14 protein-coding genes and 6 pseudogenes are annotated in these 21921 nt (G+C 52.3%); 7 read left to right on the top strand and 13 right to left on the bottom strand.

Annotation, left to right across the window (positions count from 1 at the left end; translation table 11 throughout):
- Positions 1-100 precede the first annotated feature (100 nt).
- Both A7J50_RS30025 and A7J50_RS30020 read left to right on the top strand, forming a co-directional pair.
- Entirely contained in the window at positions 101-871 is a 771-nt protein-coding gene (locus A7J50_RS30025; RefSeq protein ID WP_064455126.1) for a hypothetical protein, read from the top strand.
- Between the two features lie 21 nt (positions 872-892).
- Positions 893-2137: a DUF1173 family protein gene (locus A7J50_RS30020; RefSeq protein ID WP_082896013.1), complete on the top strand. Its 1245-nt coding sequence runs from the start codon at positions 893-895 to the stop codon at positions 2135-2137.
- A 43-nt stretch (positions 2138-2180) separates the two neighbouring features.
- Here A7J50_RS30020 and A7J50_RS30015 read toward each other — a convergent pair.
- The 4 genes and pseudogenes from A7J50_RS30015 to A7J50_RS30005 all read right to left on the bottom strand — a co-directional run bounded on the left by A7J50_RS30015 (position 2181) and on the right by A7J50_RS30005 (position 7805).
- Positions 2181-5146, bottom strand: a pseudogene (locus tag A7J50_RS30015) (Tn3 family transposase).
- 3 nt (positions 5147-5149) lie between these two features.
- Positions 5150-5542, bottom strand: a pseudogene (locus tag A7J50_RS30010) (recombinase family protein); the annotation flags it as partial.
- A 36-nt stretch (positions 5543-5578) separates the two neighbouring features.
- Positions 5579-6619, bottom strand: coding sequence for a GNAT family N-acetyltransferase (locus A7J50_RS31530; RefSeq protein WP_156526339.1), 1041 nt, complete (start codon positions 6617-6619; stop codon positions 5579-5581).
- Positions 6620-6815: 196 nt separating this feature from the next.
- A complete protein-coding gene (locus tag A7J50_RS30005; RefSeq protein ID WP_064455125.1) occupies positions 6816-7805 on the bottom strand; it encodes an IS5 family transposase in 990 nt (329 codons plus the stop codon).
- A gap of 480 nt (positions 7806-8285) precedes the next feature.
- On the opposite strand from A7J50_RS30005, the pseudogene A7J50_RS30000 reads away from it, so the two are divergent.
- From A7J50_RS30000 to A7J50_RS31245, 4 genes and pseudogenes are all read left to right on the top strand, one after another.
- Positions 8286-8714, top strand: a pseudogene (locus A7J50_RS30000) (recombinase family protein); the annotation flags it as partial.
- Positions 8715-9066: 352 nt separating this feature from the next.
- On the top strand, positions 9067-9384 hold the full coding sequence (locus A7J50_RS29995; protein WP_064455124.1) for a hypothetical protein: 318 nt from the start codon (positions 9067-9069) through the stop codon (positions 9382-9384).
- A gap of 513 nt (positions 9385-9897) precedes the next feature.
- Positions 9898-10131 (top strand): hypothetical protein, encoded by a 234-nt coding sequence (locus A7J50_RS31525; RefSeq protein ID WP_156526338.1) that lies wholly within the window; start codon positions 9898-9900, stop codon positions 10129-10131.
- Positions 10074-10484 carry an IS3 family transposase gene (locus tag A7J50_RS31245; RefSeq protein ID WP_335711416.1) on the top strand — a complete coding sequence of 137 codons (411 nt, stop codon included), beginning with the start codon at positions 10074-10076 and terminating at the stop codon, positions 10482-10484. Before A7J50_RS31525 ends, A7J50_RS31245 begins: the two co-directional genes overlap by 58 nt.
- A gap of 506 nt (positions 10485-10990) precedes the next feature.
- Here A7J50_RS31245 and A7J50_RS31520 read toward each other — a convergent pair.
- The 7 genes from A7J50_RS31520 to A7J50_RS31225 form a co-directional block, all read right to left on the bottom strand.
- Positions 10991-11368: a cupin domain-containing protein gene (locus tag A7J50_RS31520; RefSeq protein WP_156526336.1), complete on the bottom strand. Its 378-nt coding sequence runs from the start codon at positions 11366-11368 to the stop codon at positions 10991-10993.
- A gap of 165 nt (positions 11369-11533) precedes the next feature.
- The gene (locus tag A7J50_RS31235; RefSeq protein WP_156526340.1) at positions 11534-11923 is read right to left on the bottom strand and encodes a cupin domain-containing protein; all 390 of its coding nucleotides are present in this window, start codon (positions 11921-11923) and stop codon (positions 11534-11536) included.
- Between the two features lie 198 nt (positions 11924-12121).
- Positions 12122-12898 (bottom strand): alpha/beta fold hydrolase, encoded by a 777-nt coding sequence (locus A7J50_RS29985; RefSeq protein WP_064455123.1) that lies wholly within the window; start codon positions 12896-12898, stop codon positions 12122-12124.
- A gap of 248 nt (positions 12899-13146) precedes the next feature.
- Complete coding sequence (locus tag A7J50_RS31230; protein WP_082896011.1) at positions 13147-13347, bottom strand: YbdD/YjiX family protein; 201 nt, start codon at positions 13345-13347, stop codon at positions 13147-13149.
- Positions 13337-15412: a carbon starvation CstA family protein gene (locus A7J50_RS29980; protein ID WP_064455122.1), complete on the bottom strand. Its 2076-nt coding sequence runs from the start codon at positions 15410-15412 to the stop codon at positions 13337-13339. The genes A7J50_RS31230 and A7J50_RS29980 overlap by 11 nt, the downstream gene beginning before the upstream one ends.
- Before the next feature lie 227 nt (positions 15413-15639).
- Positions 15640-16365: a dienelactone hydrolase family protein gene (locus A7J50_RS29975; protein ID WP_064455121.1), complete on the bottom strand. Its 726-nt coding sequence runs from the start codon at positions 16363-16365 to the stop codon at positions 15640-15642.
- Between the two features lie 460 nt (positions 16366-16825).
- On the bottom strand, positions 16826-17806 hold the full coding sequence (locus A7J50_RS31225) for a GlxA family transcriptional regulator (protein ID WP_156526335.1): 981 nt from the start codon (positions 17804-17806) through the stop codon (positions 16826-16828).
- 229 nt (positions 17807-18035) lie between these two features.
- On the opposite strand from A7J50_RS31225, the pseudogene A7J50_RS29970 reads away from it, so the two are divergent.
- Positions 18036-19133, top strand: a pseudogene (locus A7J50_RS29970) (sensor histidine kinase); the annotation flags it as partial.
- 205 nt (positions 19134-19338) lie between these two features.
- On the opposite strand, the pseudogene A7J50_RS29965 reads toward A7J50_RS29970, so the two are convergent.
- Both A7J50_RS29965 and A7J50_RS29960 read right to left on the bottom strand, forming a co-directional pair.
- A pseudogene (locus A7J50_RS29965) lies at positions 19339-20309 on the bottom strand (AAA family ATPase).
- A pseudogene (locus tag A7J50_RS29960) lies at positions 20299-21919 on the bottom strand (IS481 family transposase). The pseudogenes A7J50_RS29965 and A7J50_RS29960 overlap by 11 nt, the downstream one beginning before the upstream one ends.
- Positions 21920-21921: the final 2 nt, after the last annotated feature.

Below are 21921 nucleotides of genomic sequence, written 5' to 3'. Positions count from 1 at the left end.
GACGCAAGTAAATCTGTCGCTCCAGCATCCTGAAAACGAATCTTTTGGTCTCTATCTGGCGATAGCCTCCTGAGTGAATGAATTAGGAGGCTTCGACTCAATGAAAATCCGTAGTCTCTGCGCCCTCGGTAAAATGAGGCCGTACTTTATTGACCGGCACATGGTCACCCTCTCGCACAAGATGTTTAGTGGACGTGTCGGTAGTGACCCGCTTTTGCACAATGCCGAAGCAATTTACGACTTCATTCAGCGAAATATTTGGCTCCACCAAAACTGCCTAGTTGGCCTGTACAACAGCGACAACCAACTGGTTCAGCCAGGAGAAGTTTTTATGAATGGCAGTCGATCATCACTTATCCGCTGTTTACTGCGCTGGGAGGCACTACGCATTCTCCCGAAGTGGATCGATGGCTTTAACAACCTTCCTGAATACGAGCGCTCTATTCGCGCCGTACAGATTGATCGTCTGGATCAGGCACGGCAAAAGCTCCATTCGGTTGGGGCCTGGTATCAGAGTGATCAGAAGCTCTACGAGTTCGCACGAGCGGTCAAACGCACCGGCTACTGGGCGATGGAGAACCTTCCCCCACTTGAGGGCCTGGAGTGGCCAACGGGCAAAATATTCGGACTTACTAATCCGAATTTATCTTCTGACGCCGTTGAGACCGGTTACCTCGAGGGGATATTTTCCATGATAGAGGGAAAAGAAAGCTTTCACGGGACCAGCGGAAGCATTGCAGTGAACGAATTGTTTGGGGTTGCGCTCATGACTCCATATCGTGGACACGAATTTTTTATGGACCTCCATATTCAGATTTTAGCGAATCGTGCTGACGCGACTTACGCTCGCCGGCCGCGCGCTATGGCCTGACCCTTATCAGGAGAAAAAATCATGCTCAACCGTCGATATCCGATTCTGATCTCTGGGAAACGTTATTCACCGGAATTCCAGACAGATCTGCAGTACGCAAAAAGCTGGAAATCCGTCTTGGAGAAGGCCTACGGCAACCATGCGACTTGCCAGTGCCCAAGCAACGGCGCCCGAAAACTCTCGATCAAGCGCCGTGAGGGTAGCGACTGTTTTCATTTGGCGCGTTTCGCCGGAACTGGTCATGAACACTCAAACGATTGTCGCTTCTATGCGCCGGCACCGGAGCGCTCCGGTATGCAAGGGTATGCCGCTGGCGTAGTGGAAGAGGGCGACGATGGCAGTATTCGAGTGCGCCTGGCTCGGGGCATACGTGTTCAAGCTCCCCAATCCGAGGAACGAGAAAGCACGATACTGAATAGAGCACCAGGGAAGAGCAAACCAGCCATGACATTGCTCGGACTTCTTCATCTGCTTTGGTCTGAGTCCCGACTATCTACCTGGTATCCAACTATGGAGGGCAAGCGCAACAGTGGGATTGTGAACTACGCGCTTCTGCAGGTTGCAGAGCGTGTCGCAGCAAGCCGAATGAAGTTGAGCGAAGTGCTGCTGTTGGCGGCACAAAAGGACAGCAAAGGGGCAGCTCGCAACCAGGAGATCGCCAATTCGGCGATGACTCGTGATCTCCGGCTCGTCGCAATATCGCCACTTGCTCGATATCATCCCGAACGCCATTCTGGAAACATCAGCAGATTGCCGCTGGCTGGGCCTTTCGGTATGCCCATGCTCAATTTACCGCCGGCAGTCTGGTCAACTGCCGCCCGCCGATTCGAGCGAGAGATTTCCGCATGGAAACGTGGAAGCCGAGTTATCGCGGTTGCTCAGGTCACACCGCCGAAAGGTGAGTCATTTTCGCGAGCTGATGTCGTTGAGGTGGCGCTGATGCAGGTGAGTGAACGCTGGATTCCCGTCGACTCGGATTTCGAGGGAGTGATAGAAGAAAAGCTCCATGCATCCGGCCGTAGTTTTGATAAGCCATTGCGCTACGACGCTGATGAAAGTGAGGTTTTCCCTGACTTCTGGCTCTTGGATACGGGTAAAGACTTTCCCTTGGAGGTGTTCGGCATGAGTACGCCTGTCTACCTGAAACGGAAGGCCGTCAAAACGGCTTGGTACAACCGTGAGTACGGCGGGGAAGGGTGGTGGTCGTGGAATGCCGCGGCTGATCCGAAAGGTAAAAATATCCCTCCTTTCCCTGCCAAGTTCTGAGCCCCTTGTAGGGGAGCCTACAGAATTCGGAAAAAATCGTACGTTAAGGTTTTCCGAGCTGTCGTAGCGACCTGAATTTACCGTCTTCAAGCTTGCGGCTCTGCCGCCAAACGTAATCGCCGGTCAGGTTGATATGCTCCCAGCCCAGCGGCGACAGGTACTGATAAAGGTCGGTATTCACCGGCTTTCCGGCGTCAGCGAGCCCTTGGGTTGCCCGCTCCAGGTAGACCGTGTTCCATAGCACGATGGCGGCGGTCACCAGGTTCAATCCGCTGGCCCGATAGCGCTGTTGCTCGAAGCTCCGATCCCTGATTTCACCGAGGCGATTGAAGAACACCGCCCTGGCCAAGGCGTTGCGTGCCTCACCTTTGTTCAGGCCCGCATGTACACGGCGGCGCAACTCGACACTTTGAAGCCAGTCTAGGATAAACAGCGTGCGCTCGATCCGACCCAGCTCCCGCAGGGCAACGGCCAGGCCGTTCTGGCGCGGATAGCTCCCCAACTTGCGCAGCATCAACGAGGCGGTAACCGTGCCCTGTTTGATCGACGCAGCCAGGCGCAGAATCTCGTCCCAATGAGCGCGGACGTGCTTGATGTTCAGTGTGCCACCGATCATTGGGCGCAGTGTCGGGTAGTTCTGGACGCTCTGTGGTACATACAGTTTGGTTTCGCCCAGGTCGCGGATGCGCGGGGCAAAGCGAAAACCCAGCAGGTGCATCAGGGCGAAGACGTGATCGGTGAAGCCTGCCGTATCGGTGTAGTGCTCCTCGATCCGCAGATCTGACTCGTGATACAGCAGCCCATCGAGCACGTAGGTCGAATCCCGAACACCGACATTCACCACGCGGGTGCTGAACGGTGCGTACTGATCGGAGATGTGGGTATAGAACAGCCGCCCCTGTTCGTTGCCGTACTTCGGGTTGACGTGCCCAGTGCTTTTGCCTCGACCGCCTGCGCGAAAGCGCTGGCCATCAGACGATGAAGTGGTTCCATCTCCCCAGTTGCCCGCAAAGGGATGGCTGAATTGGCTGTTGACCAGTTCGGCCAATGCCGCCGCGTAGGTTTCGTCGCGGATGTGCCAGGCTTGTAGCCGCGACAATTTTGCGTAGGTCATGCCCGGACTCGAATCAGCCATTTTGGTCAGTCCGATGTTGATGGCATCGCCGAGGATTGCGGACAGTAGCAGGGTTTTATCCTTGGCCAGGGCCCCATCCTTGAGGTGAGAAAAGTGACGGGTGAACCCTGTCCACTCATCCACGTCCATCAGTAGTTAGGTGATTTTGATACGGGGCAGTAACTGACAGGTCTTGTCGATCAGCGCTTGAGCGATGTTTGGTACCGCCGCATCCAACGGCGTGATTTTCAGTCCGGACTAGGTGAGGATCGCGTCGGGCAGTTCGTTGTCCTTCGCCAATTTGGCGACGGTGGCCAGCTGCTCATTGAGCAGTTGCAAGCTCTCTTCCAGGTATTGATTGCTGTTGGGGTTGATCGCCAATGGCAGCGCCTGTTCCTTCTTGAGTGCGGCGAACTTCGCGGGCGTCAGTAGGTAATCTTCAAAGTCACGGAACTGCCGAGAACCCGCGACCCAGATATCACCGGAGCGCAGCACGTTTTTCAGTTCGGACAACGCGCAGATTTCGTAAAACCGCCGGTCAATGCCTTCCGGAGTGATTACCAGCGGTTTCCATCGCGCCTTAATGAAAGCGGTCGGTGCATCCGACGGCACCTTGCGCAAGTTATCTGCGTTCATCTCACGCATCTGATGGATAGCATCCAGCACACGTTGTGCTGCCGGTGCGGCTCGTAGTTGAAGCACCTCCAGAAAGGCAGGGGTGTAACGGCGCAGCGTGTTGAAGTTCTCGCTAACCAGGTGCAGGTGGAAGAACGTTTCCGGGCGGGCCAGCAGCTCGGCATCAGTGACGCTCTGAGCGAATTCGTCCCAAGGGATGACCGCCTCGATGGCGGCGAACGGATCGTCGCCCGAGGCCTTGGCGTCCAGCAGGGCTTGGCCTATCTTTGAGTACAGGCTCACCTTGTCGTTGATTGCCTTGCCCTGTTTCTGGAATTGCTGCTGATGCTTATTCTTGGCGCTGCAGAACAGCTTGATCAGAATGCGGTCGTGCAGATCCACAAGTTCATCGGTTACCGTTGCGGTGCTTTCCAGCACGACGGCCACCAACGTGGCGTAGCGTCGTTCGTTCTCGAATTTGCCCAGATCCTGAGGCGTCATCTGCCCAACTTCACGGGCCAGCTTCAGCAGCCGATTCTGGTGGATACTCCGATCAAGACCTTCGGGCAGCCCAACCAGTTGGAAGATCTTCAGCCGCTCGATGTGCTCCATCATATGCCGCGTATTCGGTTTAAACGGTGACTGACGCAACCAGGTCAACCAGGTACTGTTGCTGCCTGCCTTGAGGGTCAACAGTTCGTCGAGCTTGTTCCGATGCTGCTGACTCAGCGGCTCGATCAAGGCAGGTAGACCCTTCGTTTTGCTCGGGCCACGGCTTCGGAGCAGGCCCGTTCAATCACTGTCAACGTGGGCAGAATCGGCCGTTGCTGACGCAAACTCTCCAGTGCCTGTCCGGCCAGTAACAAGCCTTTGTCGGTTTGCTGGGCCAGGTCGGTCAGTTCGCGTACCAGGGCGCGAAAGTCCGACAACCCGAATGGCAACAAGCCAAGGTAAGTTCGCAGTTCCCGAGCATGCTCACGGCGGGTGACATCGCGTTCACCGTACTTCGCCCAGCTTTCGGGCGCAGCCTGAATCTGTCGTGCCACCCAGTCAATGACCGGATCTGGCAGCACGCTGTCGCTGGCCAGCGCGTAATCGGGCTAGCGCAGCAGGCAGAGTTGCACAGCAAATCCAAGACGATTGGCATCACCCCGTCGCTGACGGATCAGCGACAGGTCGGACTCGTTGAAGGTGTAGTAGCGAATCAGATCGTCTTGGCTTTCCGGCAGCGCAAATAGAGTGTCGCGCTCAGAGGCCGATAGTATCGAGCGACAGGGCATGTATCAGTCATCCGTGCGAAGGTACTGGTAAAGGGTTTCCCTACTTATACCGAATTCACGGGCTAACTGGGCCTTTGGTTCGCCGGCAGCGGCCCGTTGCCGGACTGTAAGGGCCTGTTCATCGGACAGGGCCTTTTTACGGCCACAGTAAGCACCGCGTTGTTTGGCCTGGGCGATGCCCTCGCGCTGTCGTTCACGAATGAGCGCTCGCTCGAACTCAGCGAAGGCCCCCATGACCGACAGCATCAGGTTGGCCATCGGCGAATCATCACCGGTGAATACCAAGCCTTCCTTCAAAAACTAGATATGCACGCCGCGCTTGGTCAGCTTTTGCACTAGACGGCGCAGGTCATCCAGGTTATGAGCCAAGCGATCCATGCTGTGAACCACAACAGTTAATCTAATACAAACCGATAGAGAAACGACTTTTAATTAAGCATCATATTTTGGCGGTATATTAGCATAACGGTCATCTATAGCCTTCCAAAAACTTCTTAAATCATCTTCGAAATCGATTGACTCCTTGGTTTCATGCCATCCGCTAGATTTTAGCTTCTCAATATGCGAAGCATTAGTTTCATCGTAAACATTACCTATCTGATAAGCGTATCCGCTCTTTTTTAAATTTTCATTCCTTGCCTCAAACAAGCCCTTACTGACACCGCTGCCATGATATTTTTTATCTATGATGATATTTACAACTGCAGATTTTTTGTAGTCAAGAGCTGGTGAAAAATCTGTGCATCCTATGATTTTTTCATTATGCATTAACACTAGCCATGTTTCACTGTCTTCTCCAGGTACTGCCTGATTACGTGGTAAATTGTCCCACCTCTTATTGTATGAATCCAAGTCAAGTTCCCGTATGAAATTTTTAAATTTTCGTGCCATGCTAGGATCATTCATGTTTAACTTGAACAAGTCTGCTTCCCCAACTAGACTGCGTGCTCCTAAAGCTTTATCAAAAGATACGGCAGCATTCGTCCCTGCTCTATTTAGGGTGCCAACCTTATGATTCAGTTCAAGGCCACTTTCACTTAAACTTTTTACAGTCTGTTGTAGAGTGTGAATCTGTTGTGGGTTAAGTTGAAGGCGCCCTTGTGCATGGTAAGCAAGCTGTTGGTTTGAAGAATTGAACCTTCCATTGAGTTCAGCAAGTTTTTTCTTGGCGTCACTTAACTCGTGACGAATTTTGTTCATGTTTTCCAAAGAGGCTTCAGCCTTTTTATGATAATGGATACAGGCATTAATTTTGCCATGCATCTGAAGCAAATCTACATGACTAGGATTTTGAAACGCGACTGTATTTATACTGTTTTTTAGAGAATCAATCTGTGTTTTTGAAAATTCCAATTTCGAACTGGGACTTGTACTTGGCTTAGCTTGCTGAGGGGGGGGCGGTTGTGGGGTAGGATGCACTCTATGGTCTTGGTAAAACCGATAAGGTCCAGCAGCATTGTTAACCGGGTTCATTCTACTTCCTTACACATAAAGTTCAGATATTGGAAATGTTAGGGAGGCACTGATTAATTCGGTTTTCTGCCCTCCTTTCACTCTAATGAAATTTTCAAACCGGGCTTTTCAACTTTTCGGTCTTGTTTCGTGTTTCGGGGCCGACTTCGGGCGCTATTTTGCTGATTAGCGGGTGAGTCCCGCCTTTCAGACGGATTTATTCCGCCGCGCGTTGCATATACCTCTTGGCCAGCATCAGGTTGGCTAACCCAAACAGACTGAATAACTGCGCCGTGTTCTTTTCCAATCCGAGGTAACGGACTTTGCGATGATTGAAGCGCACTTTGATCACTTGGAACGGATTCTCTACCTTGGCACGCAATTGAGGCTTGGCGTATTCGATTTTGCGCTTGACCCGGTACAGCACGCTGTCTTTGCCATGATGCTGATAGCTACTTGGCCGTGCTGCAATCGACCAGATAACGTCCCGTTCAGCATGCTCCGGGTGTTTGGCCGCACCGGTGTATCCAGCATCGCCCGAGACATAGGTTTCTGCACCGTGGAGCAGCTTGTCGACCTGCGTCACATCGGCCACGTTGGCTGCCGTTCCGACCAGGCTGTGCATCAGCCCCGACGTGGCGTCGACACCGATGTGTGCCTTCATCCCAAAATGCCACTGATTGCCTTTTTTGGCCTGATGCATCTCAGGATCGCGCTTGCCTTCTCGGTTCTTGACCGAGTGTGGCGCGGCGATCAGTGTGGCATCGACGATGGTGCCTTCCTTGAGCAGCAGGCCACGACTGGCCAGATGCTGGTTGATCGTTTCAAACAGTACCCGCGTCAGTTGATGAGTCTTCAGCAAGCGTCGAAAACGCAACAAGGTGGTGGCGTCCGGTGCCGACTCGCGGCCCAGATCGATACCCAGATCGATGCCCATGAAGCCCCGAATGGCCTGGCTGTCGTAGACGGCATCTTCGGTGCCTTCTTCGGAGAAGCCGAAACACTGCTGCACGACATACATGCGCAGCATGCGCGACAACCCAATCGAGGGGCGTCTGCGCTTGCCGGTGGTGTCGCCGTAGAACGGCGCCACCTGCGCCTCCAGCTGTGCCCAGGGCACCAACTGCTCTATATCAGCCAGGAAGTGGTCGCGGCGAGTCTGCTTTTTCTTGCCGGTGTATTCGAGTTCGGAGAAGGTCTTCTGCATGGCGCGTAACGAGGCTCACGAAGCGGTGGTGGATTGGAGGTGCTCATTTTCCATATGCGAGATCGATTGGCTATTTATGCAGCGTCTCCTTAACTGCATAAGCCCTAAATTAATTTTGATTAAAATTCTTCAATAAAGATTTTTATCTATTCATTTATTTGGCTTGATATCTATTAGTGGCGTATAAGAAAAATAAGTTCCATTTTATGGCATGTATTTAAATTGAACCATCCAGAATTTGATAGACATTTTCCAGGCTGGGGTTTGGGGAGCAACGTAATAGAAAGTACACTTAAGCTCGGAGTCTTTAAAAAATAACGGTTTACGGGAAGACCTTGCGGGGCAGTGGTCACTCCCCTCGCCTCTCCGATAGAGGATCGTTCAAAGGACGGTTTTGACCGCACTGACCGATTGACTGAAACGCTTTCTGTGCTTGGGAGTCGCTGGTCTCATTTGAATGGTGCGATATGTTTATAATTGGCGCTGGCGGCAGTACGTCATGGGGATACGCTTGTTGTACCTAAACTCGACCGTCTTGCACGTTCAGGTCCCGATGCACGTGCAATTGGTGATGCGCTTGCTGCTCATTGTGTGAGGCTGCAGATCGGGACCAGTGTTCATGACCCCTCTGATCGGATGGGCAAGTTCTTCAATATTCTCGCTACGTTCGCCGAGTTCGAGTCGGACCTCATTAGGCTACGCACACGAGAGGGAATGGCTATCGCACGGGCCAAAGGTAAGCTGCGAGGCAAGAAACCCAAGCTTTCGGATCGTCAGCAGAAAGAGCTGCGCAGGATGCACAACTCTGGGGAGTACTCGATCAGTGATCTGGCCGAAGTATTTTCGATATCAAGACCAACCGTCTATCGGACACTTGCGAGCCAGGCCAACGATGTAGCTGGGAGATGAGTTCTAGACATTGGCAGGCCACGAGCCACCAGGACCATCACTAGCCTTAAGCGCACTTTCTGTTCCGTTGCTCCCCAAACTCCAGGCTCGCTGCGTAACCCTTTTCAAACTCTACCGGTGACATCTGGTGTTGAGGTTTAGGTGCAGTTGAACAGGAAATGCACATAAGCCGGATTGACTTAGCGTACGATTTTTTCCGAATTCTGTAGACTCCCCTTGTAGCGAACATGTGTTTTTGGGTTCTCGAAATCTCGCGCGATGGTGAAAACCTCAACCGACCATGAGCAAAACCTGGCGGACACGGCAAAGAAATTAAACCCGTACAAAAAAAGACTTTAGAAGGATTCCTGACATGAGTAGTAAAAAACGTGGCCATACGCTGATCCTCGGTGGTAAAGCAGAACCTTCCGGCTTTAGTCCTTTGAAGGTAGCTCGCACTTCGCCAGAGTTTATGGTGCAACTGCTTGAGCTCACCGCGGGCAAATCGCTTGATGATGAACAGAAACAGACGGTGATTACTGTCCTAGCTGGTCTCCCTGAAGACGCGACTGTAATGGATTTGGAGAACGCTCTCGCGCAGTACCAAGGGCTGGCACCGATCTTCAAAGCGCTCCAGCAAATGCAGATTGAAGGAGTCCATGCGGGGTTCTTCGCTAAGTCCGTTGGCTAGGAACAGCCAGCGCAATGCGCATAGTTGAGGAATATGCCGTGTCCTGGGCAGATCGAGCAGCACCAATCGTGGGCGACGTCATTCGGCTTGTAGGTCGAAGCGATGTGCAGTTACTTCGGAAAGCATTGGCTGAGGCATACCCATTCGGAGAACGGGCCAATATGCCATACAAGGCATGGCTCTCAGAGATTCGCCGACAATTGGCCCATCCGCTTACAGCCCCTAAGGCAAATCCGGCGAATCAACAATCTGACATGTTCAGCTAGTCAATCAATCTCTTTCAAACCCAAGCCTGGCTTGGGTTTTTTTTCACACGTATAGCTTCGGACGTAAGCGGATGGCGAACACACCTACCGAACTCCAGCAGTAAGGGCGATGGTGTCCGCGTATTTTTAAGCGGACGCGATCACCCTTATCGCCAGGATTTCCATGCGCCAACGAAGCTCTTACTCCAAACCGTTCAAAGCCCAGGTCGTCCAGGAGTGCCTCTAACCCGGAGCGACGATTTCCAGCGTGGCCATCCATCGCGGCATCAACGCCAACGTTGTCCGCAAGTGGCTACCGCTTTACCGGGATCAATCACCCGTGACCCTGCCGCCCTTCGTTCCCGTAAAAGCCGTCCCCAAGCGCGCAGTAGAAGAGATGGTGATCATATCGCTGCCTCTGGGTGATAAATCCGTCACTGTAAAATGGCCAGCCTCGGATCCGGACGGCTGTGCGTGTTTTATTCGTGGCCTGGCCCAATGATTCGCATCGACTCTATCTGGCTCGCCACCCAGCCCATGGACATGCGCGCCGGCACCGACACGGCACTGGCCCGAGTGGTTGCCGTGTTCGGTGCGGCGAAGCCGCACTGTGCATACCTCTTTGCCAACCGCCGGGCCAACCGCATGAAGGTGCTGGTGCATGAGAGTTTTTTCCAGCTGCTGAAACGGGAACGAATCAAGAGAAAAATCTACACCACGCGGCAAGATGCTCGTGGTGATGTGTTCGATTACATCGAGATGTTTTACAACCCAAAACGACGTCACAGTTTCAACAATCAGCTGACACCGGTAGAGTTTGAAAAGCGCTACGCCGCGAGCTTGGAGAGTGTCTAGAAAACCCGGGGCGATTCAATTCAGTGCTTCTGGTTAGCCTCTGCCAGAAAGGTGAATACACCGATGATCTTTTTTCCATCTCCCAACCTGCGGCTACCGAGAAAGTCATGGGCGTACTGGATGTGATCACTGGACGATGGGGCATGGGGACGATGCGCTTTGTCATGGTTCCCACGGATCCAGATTGGAGTATTAGCACGGAGATTAGAAGCCAACGTTCACACCATGCGTTGATCAGCTTTGGACAGTGTATTGCCGTTAGCTGACGTGTCCTTGTTTTGGATAGACAGGATGAGTCGGTCGAAATTAGTATTCGGAAACTTTCCCATGGTCATTAAGTTTGGGGAGGGAGATTTCGAGGTGCTGTACGTTACGACCCCTGCGCAGATCAAAGCGCAGCAAACGAATATGGCTTTAACCTACTTGTGCGCTGCGCTTAGATCACTTTTGATTAGCATTTCCCAGAAAAAAATTTCACTTGCAGCTCGTTAGTCACGCTGGATGAACTATTTTGCAGGGGTTGATAGAGGGAGCCCTTTTGTTCCAGCATAAAAAACAATAAGCGTAGCTCCTGACTCTCCTGTAAAACCTCGATGTGCGACATTCAGAGTTTCAGCAAGTGCGCCCCCTGCGTGCGCCACAATTTTTTCTCCACTCAGTTTGTTTTCGAGTGTCAAAGTCCCATCCAAAAGATAACCCACATTGGGTGCTGAGTGTATATGCCAGTCCAATATTGTGTTCGGTGGGATATATAATTTTATAACTGACAACTCTGGTTGCGATTGTGGGTAGGGTGCTAGCTTTACGCCATCCCAGGAACGCTCGGTAACTAGAACTGACTCTATTTTCAAGTTGCTCGCACTATAGTTTTGATTTTTTGCCACGACAGACTCCTCTAGACATGATGAAATCATTATCAGTAAAGCACTGAAAAAAATGCAGTGGGCTAAGAATTGTATTTGCTAAGCTCTAATTGCCTTGGGGGGGCGATACTGCTTTGCATTAAGGCAGCTACTTGAAACAAGATTTCAAGTAGCTGGTCGAGCTAACTATTTTGAAATTATCACGAGCGGAGCATTCTTCTTAACGATATAGGTCGCCAGTTCTGATCCGGTTGTCGAACCAATATTCGTTGCGACATGCACGGTGCCCTCAGGGATGTATAAGGAATCACCTGCTTTAAGTATAACGTTCGGTTGTCCTTCAAGTTGGTACTCGAATGTACCGCTTATAACGTAAGCGATTTCAACGCCGGGGTGAGAATGCTTGGGAGAAACCACGCCAGGTTCAAAGTCAACACGAACCTGAACGACCTCTCGATCGGAGACACCGAGATCTCGTTGTATGAGATCAGTGCGATGAAGCCCCGACTGCCAGCTCTTTGCTTGCGGTTTTGCATCTTCAGCAAATGTGGTGCCCGCAACAGCGAGGAGCCCCAGGGCAAGAACAAAAGAAGATGTTCGCCAAGCCCCTGTTTTTCTTATGGTTTTCGAAATTTTCAAAGCCTATCTCCAGGTTTGTTAATAATTTTCTTGGAAAAGCGTTTGTACGAACAATATTTGAAACTACGCAGTCGTCATGGGTGCGTCAGCGTTATTAAGTTTTCGATACGATACGCAGCGAACTCACCAACCTGTTTAATTTGCGGTTGCGGCTGACTCAATTAGACTTGCAACGACTTTAGGATTCGAAACCATGACTACGTGAGACGCGCCTTTAACAACAACTGTTTTTTTGGCGTGTGCTCGCTTAGCCATAAACGCTTGAGCCTGTGCGGGGATATTTTTATCTTTGTCACCGTATACAAACCAAGACGGTATCGTTTTCCAGGCTGGCTCACTCGACGCTTCATTTAGCGCTGCTGCAGTAACTGGACGCTGGGTCGCCGCCATTACCTTTGCCTCTGAGTTCGGCACGTCAGCAGCGAACTGATCGTGAAATTTATCTTGTTGAATGTATAAATCTTTTCCCCCATCAGCCAGGGTAACTGGCGGGGCTAAGGTGGGCCCAAGAGTGTTGCCGGGAAAGCGACCTGCCAAATCAGCCGTAGACTCGCCAGCTTCAGGCGCAATTGCAGCGACAAAAACCAGAGCTTTAACGTTTGGATTTCCGTACGCGGCTTCGCTAATGACAGGGCCACCATAAGAATGCCCTACCAGCACAATAGGCGTTTTAATACTGGCCAGCAGATCAGCGACAGATTGCGCATCGCCTTTTAGTGTTCGGAGTGGATTGGACGCAGAGATAACTGGATACCCATCTTTCTCCAAGATTTTAACAACACCATTCCAACTGCTGGAGTCGGCAAATGCACCGTGCACCAGTACTATAGTTGGTTTTGCAGTTGCAGAAAATACCGAGGTTGCACTGATCATCGCCGCTACGAGAGTAAGACCGGTGAGTAACTTTTTCATTAGATGTACCTTTGTTTTTTTGGATCGGAATTTGTATAAGGTTAATTTTTAAAATCCATCTACAGGAGTTTTAATCTTCGTAAATGTCCTGAAGGTTTTATATTTTTCTAGCTTCACTTAAAAAAGCTGACGTCGTACATCAGCAGTATTTAAAAAGGTAAAGCCAACGGTTTATAATTATTATTTGTCCTGAGCTCCTCTGAGTTGAAAAGCGTTACCTTCTGGAAGGTTATAAGTATGAGCGATGTTTAGCAGCACCGCGTCGCACACTTTCTGCTGTTGTAGCGCGACTCTTGGCGCTCCCTGAAAAACTCTTCATAACTCATCACCGGCTCTCCCGGATAGTTGAGTGTCCGATGCTTTACGTAATTATCATAATCCGGCACGCCTACCATCAGCCGGGCCATCTCCCGCAAAAACTTCACGCTACGGCTCAATCTACTGGACATGGGCGGATCTCGTGCTTGCTGAATTTTGGAATGGTGTTTCATTGTCGCTTCGGGACGGCTTGACCCATGCTAGGCGCCCCACCCGGAGCGCGTAAAACAGCACGCTCATCACTACACAGAGGAAAAACACAGTCAGCGTGGCGTTGAGATAGGCGTTAAACATCACGTTTTGCATTTGGCTAATGTCCTTGGCAGGCGCCAGCAGTTGTTCCGCAGCCAAGGCATCTCGGTATTTATGGGCCAAGGAGAGGAAGCCCACGGCTGGGTTGGCATCGAACAGTTTGATCAGACTGGCGGACGTAGTGCAGATCATCAGCCACGCGGCTGGCACCAGAGTCACCCACATGTAACGCTGGCGCTTCATTTTGATCAGCACCACAGTGCCTAACAACAACGCAATGGCAGCGAGCATCTGGTTAGATATGCCGAACAGCGGCCACAACGTATTGACCCCGCCCAACGGGTCAATGACCCCCTGATACAGCAGATACCCCCACATCGCCACACAACCACCGGTGCCAATCAGAGTTGCTACCCAAGAGTCGCTGCGCTTAAGGGACGGCACGAACGAGCCCAGCAGGTCTTGCAGCATGAAACGCCCGGCGCGGGTGCCGGCATCTACCGCCGTGAGTATAAACAGCGCTTCAAACAGGATTGCGAAGTGGTACCAGAACGCCATGGTGTCCTTGCCCGGCAACACTGTGTGCAGTATTTGCGCGATACCCACGGCTAATGTCGGCGCACCGCCGGCGCGAGCCAGCACGGTGTTTTCACCGATGTCTCGAGCCACGCTTTCTAACGCTTCTGGCGTGATCAAAAACCCCCAACTGCTAACCGTCTGCGCTACCGAGGTCACATCAGTGCCGACAATCGCTGCCGGGCTGTTCATCGCAAAATACACACCCGGTTCAATCACCGATGCGGCCACGATGGCCATCACGGCAACCAAGGATTCCACCAGCATCGCGCCGTAGCCGATAAAACGTGCGTTGACCTCATTATCGAGCATCTTCGGGGTCGTGCCGGAAGCGATCAGGGCATGGAATCCCGACACTGCGCCACACGCGATGGTGATAAACAGGAACGGGAAGAGGGCGCCCTTCCAGACCGGCCCGGTGCCGTCGGTGAACTGGGTAAAGGCCGGCATTTTCAGCTCAGGCATCGTCAACAGAATGCCGACGGCCAGCGCGACAATCGTGCCAATCTTCAGGAATGTCGACAGATAATCACGCGGGGCAAGGATCAGCCATATCGGCGTCACTGCCGCGATAAAACCGTAGCCGATCAACATCCAGGTGATTTGAGTACCAGTGAACGTAAACACCCTTGCCCAGTGAGGGTCTGCGGCAATCTGCCCGCCGAGCCAGATCGAACTCAGCAGCAACATCACGCCCATTAAAGAGATTTCGCCGATGCGGCCAGGGCGGAGGTAGCGCATGTACACGCCCATGAAGACCGCGATGGGAATGGTGGACATCACCGTGAACATACCCCACGGGCTTTCTGCCAAAGCCTTAACCACGATCAGTGACAGCACTGCTAGGATGATCACCATGATCATGTAACAGCCGAGCAAAGCAATAGTGCCAGGTACGCGGCCCATTTCCTCGCGTACCATTTCCCCCAAAGACGCGGCATTACGGCGCATGGACATGAACAACACCATGAAATCTTGCACGGCGCCTGCCACCACTACGCCAACGATCAACCATAGGATTCCGGGCAAGAAACCCATCTGTGTGGCCAGCACCGGGCCCACTAGAGGGCCGGCGCCTGCAATGGCAGCGAAATGGTGACCGAACAGTACGTTCTTGTGGGTAGGCACAAAATCCAGCCCGTCGTTATTACGCACCGCAGGAGTAGCGCGGTGAGGGTCAAGCCGCATGACGCGGTTTGCGATGAACAGGCTGTAGTAGCGATAGGCAACCAAATAGATCGCCACGCTGGCAACCACCAACCAGAGTGCGTTGATGGCCTCGCCACGGCGCAGCGCGATTACACTCAAGGAAAAAGCGCCGAGCGCTGCGACTGCAAACCAGGCGACATGTCGGATTAGTCGGGACATGGAAAGCCTCCGGCCAACAGCTAACCGTTGGCACTATTTATTGTTGTAGTGGTAATGAGCGGGTATTACATCGAGCTTATGTATCCGTAATGTGTCGAGTAGAACCGCTTTTGTAATTTTATGTATGTGCCTGCGTCATGACTCCCCCTGTAGGTCTGGAAATACTCCAGACAGCCTGATCTATAAAAGACGCTATATACCTATCTGCTTTGAGAATAAGATGCTGGTCACCCAAGCCACAGTTTCCTGCCAAAAAACGTCAGGGTCCTGTCCCATGCCATTTCTGACCAGGTAGCATCGTATTGCGTGCCAGAAATACGGCCATCACCTCTGGCGCTCTCGTTTGCAAAGGCGTGATGGGCCAAGTATGTATAGAAGGTTGCATCCACGTCGCTTTCAAGCAGTTTTGATTTGAGCTCGGCGACAGTTTCGATGTTGAAGTAAGTATCCTGGCTAGCCCAATGACCCATCAGTGCGGCTTTGATCTTTGTGGTATCAACATACTCGAGCGGCGGGAATCCATACCACACCACGCCACATACAAATTCAGGGATCGAACTTAACGCCAATAGAGTCAATGCTCCGCCCATGCAGTAACCGGTCACGCCGACCTTTTCCGAATCGGCCTGCAAGTATAAGGCTGCACCCTTAATATCTTGGGAAACCGCACCGCTGAAATCCAGAGAGTCCATCAAGTGATGAGCCTCTTCCTCTTCGACCGTTAGTGCACCGCGATATAAGTCGGGTACCAATGCACGGTAGCCACACTCTGCCAGCCGGTCGGCGACTCCTTTGATTTGATCGTTTATACCCCACCACTCTTGAATAACTACAATAGCAGGCGCACCATTCAAGACGGCTGGGCTCGCTAGGTACCCATTGACGTCCGACCCGTCGGGGCGTTTGAAACTAATCATACAGCCACTGGCGCGGCCTGTTTTCTGTTTATGCATAGAGCCTCTTTTTCTTTTTGCCAACAACGCTAGAGTGGATACAAATGACTGCTTGAAGCCATTTTTCAGCGTTGAAATTTAAATGCTGAGTGCGACGTGCACCCATCAAATTTCGCTCGTTACCAAGCCGCTGACTAGCGTTGATAATGACAAAGGTCGGGTAATAATTGACAGGTCGAATTTGAAGGTGGTGGAGATTAAGGAAGCATTAAATAATGTCGCATTTCTCTAAATTTTTTTCTTGGGGTTCGATTGGCTGTTAGCATGAGATGCTAGAGGCTCGTTCAGATTGTATATTTGTGGTCGCGAAACTCAGTGAATTGACTTGTGCAGGATATAGCGAGGTATAACTATTACAGCCGCATACGTAAAACACTCTGGGGTAACAGGACTTTATAAAATAGATTTTCCGTGTTTATTTGACGCTAAAGGCATTCCAAAAGTGCCGGCAAACCAATAATTATTCGGTATTACTTTTCGTTAAAAACGAACTTTTATACTCGCTTGGCGTTACGCCAAGGAAACGCTTGAATACCTTTCGATAAGCGCTTACATCACTATAGCCACATTTCCATGCAGCATACTCTATGGTGCAGCCAGGAACGATGAGAAAGTTTCGCGAAGCTGATATTCTAAATCGTTGGCAATATTCCCCAGGATTGAAACCCGTCGCAAATGAAAATCGACGAATGAAAGTTCTCAAATTTAATTCTGCTTTTTCAGCCATTTCAGATAAGTTAATGCCTTGACCCCCATACTTATGTATCCAAAGCTGTGTTTTTAGAACTGCAGCATCGCCATGCGTTAGTTTTGGATGGAAGCCTGAATAGGTAGTCTGGATTCTTTGAGCGGTATTTAATATCATGAATCTTGAAGTGGAAATCATGACTTCTGAACCTAAGTAACGATCAATCAATAGCAGCCCGACGTCCGTCCAGGCCATCAGCCCGCCGGCAGTAATTATGTCTCCGTTGTCAATTAGTAGTTGCTCAGTATTCACGGTTATGTCGGGGTATTTATGTTGAAGTAAATCACGATGAGCCCAATGAGTCGTGATTTCACGTCCGGATGCTAATCCCGAAGCCGCCAATATATAAGCACCACCACAGATAGATACGACCGTTGCTCCTTTTTCGTGTAACCCCCGAATCAAACTCGATAAATGACTTATTTGATTATCATCCGGCAAGGCATTTCTAGTGGGAGGAATGATCAGTACTGAAATTTTTTCTTTTTGATACGCGCTCATACTTTCAATGGATGCATTGGAGTCTATTTCGAAAATTCTCACTCTGAGCAAGCGCTTTGAAGACGCTTTCAAAGACTTGTATTCATTATTCGCAATATCAAACATATCTGCAAGGCCTAAAACAACCGATTTAGCTGAGCCAGAATACTGCAGGATACCTATTTCAAAAGGATCGGAAATATGGTTTGTCAATTTAGCACCCCACTCTTGTCAAGATTTGCGCTGAAAAAAACACAACTGCCCTTCATAATTTCTAGTCAGGAGCACACCTAGAAAGAATTATATTCGCCTATTTTTGTTTTTCAATGCAGATTTTATAGTGCTGAGTGACAGTGCATTATCTTTGACATTTTAAAGCCTATTTTTGTTGGAAGATGGCGATTTCAACGTGAATGCGTTTAAGGTGGACGAATGTTGTCTTCTGTTGTACGTAGTACGCGATGAGCTCGGCCGAATTTTGATGCAGTCCCATGACGCCGGCCCGATGATCTTCAACAAACAACCGGTTTTAGGGTCTACCACCACAGACAAATACCGCCTGTATGGCGCGAGCGCGTTGCGCAAAACGCTGTTTATCGAAATCGCCCAACCGCTGGCGCATCGTCGTGAAGCGGCGCGGGAAGCCTTGTTTGCGTTGTTGTTGCCGTTGTTGCCGTTGTTGGCGCTGGTCCCTATCAGCCTGTTGGGCACCTGGTTATTTGTGCCATCAGCTTGCGCAGCGTGTTGGCTTATCGCCGCGCCCTGGAAACCCAGGGGGCAGGGGATTTGTAAGCGATCAACGTGGCAGGGCTGCCGGCAGAAATCGACCCGGTGGCCGACGCGGTCAACCACTTGCTTGAGCGCTTGCGCAAAACGCTGGAGGCCGAGCGCAGCTTTTGCCGCAAACAGCGCCCATGAACTGCGCACGCCGCAGGCCGCGACGTTGGCGCAAATTCAGCGCTTGAGGCACGAAGCACCAGAAGGCCCTTTACGCGTGCGCGCGGCGAAGATCGAAAACTCATTGCGCGACCTGGCGCGGCTCTCGGAAAAGCTCATGCAGCTGGCCAAAGCCGAGGGTGATGGGCTGTTATCCGAGGCGCCCCAGGAGCTGATCCCGTTATTGCCCCACGGGGTGGACGAGTGAAATCGCAGCAGTGGGCAGCGAATCGAGTTGCGGCTACCCACCCAGCGCAGTGTTTACTCAGCGATAGACCCTGATGCGTTTGGCATCCTGCTGCGCAACCTGATCGAAAATGCGTTGAAGTGCGGTGTCGTGGACCAGCCGGTCGAAGTCAGCCTCACAGACCAGGCGCTGCTGCAGGTGATCAACGGCGGCCCGGCCGTGCCGGAGGAGGTGTTGCAGCGCCTGACCGAACGCTTTTTGCGGGGTAATAGCGAAGCCAGTGGTTCAGGGTTGGGCTTGGCGATTGCTAAAACGATTGTGCTGGGTGTCAACGCGACGATGGCCCTGGCTTCGCCGGCGACGGGGCGAGAAGAGGGGTTTAAAGTCCGCGTCCAGTTTTTGTGCCTGCTAGGGTAAATGCGGATTGAGCCCCTTGCTGTAGCGGCTTGCAATCCAAAACAACCGTGCTCGCAATCAGCGCATTTTTCGGCTCAGATTAACTGCGACTGATAGAGCCGTCTGGCGCAGATTAGTTGCGAGTGAGCTTGCATTTAGCTATATCGGCTTGCATTCCATAATCTCTAGCTCACATTAACTGCAACTGACCGGTCTTGCGCCCGAATCAAATCGGCAGCCCTGCGGCCAGCATTTTGTCACGCAATTCAGCGATTCGGACCGGATCAAGCGCATCGCTGAACAGCGCCTTGATCTCGGCGGGTTTGTCGTCGAAATGCTCGACCAGATCCTTGATGTGATAGCCATGGCGCGTCAGGGTCGGCTCCAGATCATCCAGTTGCCGCGACAGCACCGATTTCACCAGCTCCGCTGAAACCGGTTTCTCTCCGGGCAAGTAACCAGCTTCCAGGGCCAGGCTGTGATGCAGCTGAATTTGCAACGGCGTGCGCAGATTGATGGCGAGTAGATCGATTGCTTCCTCGGTCAGAATCGATTCAGCCTCGACCTTGCCCTCCTTGCAGGTTTCCAGCAGTCAGTGAATGTACTCACGCTGACTGACGGCGATGCCGTCGAGCGTGAAGATGTCAGTGCGATAGCCGATTTCCTCCATCGTTGGGCGACGCAGGTTGTTGCGCAGCATGGGATGTCCGGCCAGCACTAACGACAATCGACCGTCGCCGTCCTCAACCAGCTCCATCAAGCGCTTAAGCCCTGTCAAGGTGTAACCTTGAGGTCATGGGCCTCATCAACGAACAGGGCCGCTGGGCGCTTGTTCTTCCTCACCATTTCGCGCAAGTCACGCTCACGCTTTTCGCCTTGGGTCGGAATTCTCACCCGCTTTTCGGTGGACAAGTCGTAGTAGAGCGCAGCGATGAAGGTGGTCAGCTTGATACTCTGCTTCTCAATAGCCAAGGATTTGGAGACGGTGATTTTCTTCTCCGCCTCCATCAACTGTTGAAGTCGTCGCAACATAACAGTTTTGCCGCTGTCTTTGACATCCCAGAATGCAATCAGACGGCCTTCGAAGATCGCACCCTTGATGTCTTTGATCAGTTGCTGGTGGTGGGCGGTTTCAAAATAACCTGCTTGGTTCAGCGGTAACGTCAGTCCGTATTGCTGCATCACTTCAACCCGCATGTACTTCTCCTGTTTTCTTGTGGTGGAAGTAGCCCCTGACGCGCTCCAGGACAACCCGTCGAATCAACTTCTCGTTCAGCACCTGGTGGAGGAACGTTTGATCCTCGACCGTGAGTTTGCCCGACGGTTGCGCCAGGTCATTGGTAATGGCCAGCTTGCCGGCAATAACGTTGGGAAAGTGGCATTCATGCGCTTCGGCATCGAAGGGCTGGCGTGGCATCTCTATGAGAATAGCGGGTGGCGTCAGCCGCACATCGTCACCGGCCAACGCAGCGATGGGTAGACCAAGCTGATCGGCCAGCGAGCGGATATGCTCGGAGCGTTCATCGACCTTGCCGCGCTTGAATGCTCTGTATTGATGCAGCGGAATGGGCCCGGATACCGGATGTTCACCCTCTAGCTCGGCATAGAGTTCGTTATCGAACACCCCCCAGAGCGACACCACGAACACCCCCCGCCATGTCCGGCTCGACTTCAAAGGTTGTGCCGTCGACGGTAACGCGGGCATCCACGCCGACCTTGGGCCGTTGCGGCTCGCGGGCAAAGCGACAGAACTGCTCCCAAGTGCACATCTCGCGCAGGCCCTCGGTGGGTAGTTTGGCCAGCCAGTCCTCGATCCGCGAATGCGGCTCGCTGCGATGGCGTTGTGCGTTATAGGTGCGCACCAGGTACCGTATCGGCCATTCATTAGCCTGTGCGTCGGTTTCCGGCTTATGGAAGTCATGCAGCGTTTCGTGGGCCTCCTTCACGTTGGGAAATGGCCGTCCCACCTTGCCCTTTGAGCGAGCGGTGGTGCGCGTACCATCCTTGCCGGCAGGAATATGCGTTTGCCACTCGATACCCAGCGCCTGCCTGACGTTCTGGAAGACGCGGCGCTTTGCCACCGGGCCGTTGTCCAGATAGATCATCTTGGGGCGACCTTGGAACGGAAAGACAGGGTCAGCCTTCGGGGCCATGGCATTGAACAGGAAGCGCAGCGCCGATTCCGCGTCCTCACCGTACACACAGTGGTATTCTTGGTAAGCCACGCCACTACGATCATCCACCACGCTGAACTGCATCAGCGTCAGTTTGCCCCTGGCTGGATCGATCCATTCAGGCTTGTCGATGTGATTGAGGTCGGAGGGCGATAGGTCGAATTACCAACAGTCGTTGCTGTGTTCTACCTGAAACCGCACGGCGGGCGGTTGCCGCGACCGCCGCGGCTTATCCAGTCGCCACAGAGAGAAGTAGCGGTTAATTGTCGGGCGGCTCAGCACACCCTTTGGCGCCTTGACCAGCCATTGAGCGGTCTCCACGCCGTAGTCCTCCGGCAACTCGATGGCGCGATTAGTGGAAAGGTGCCGGCCCTCCTTATTTGTCGTGCTTAGCTTCAGCGCCGCAATCAGCTCGCAATAGCGTTCCAGCTCGGCCTGCTGCAACACACGCGGCTTACCATGATCGGCCCGGTGGGCCGCGTGGGGTTTATGGATGAGATTCAGCGCTCGGTACACGGTGCTGGGGGAGACGCCGTACAACTCCGCCATAGCCGCCACCTGGGTGGCCCCCGGACTTTACTTCGGCAAACGGTCGAGCCGCTGCCGCAATTGCATCAGCGAGTCGTAAGGAATAG

Origin of the sequence: Pseudomonas antarctica (assembly GCF_001647715.1) — a bacterium.
GTDB lineage: Bacteria > Pseudomonadota > Gammaproteobacteria > Pseudomonadales > Pseudomonadaceae > Aquipseudomonas > Aquipseudomonas antarctica_A.
Note: the sequence above shows the minus strand (reverse complement) of the source record. Positions and strands in the feature narration are given on the sequence as shown.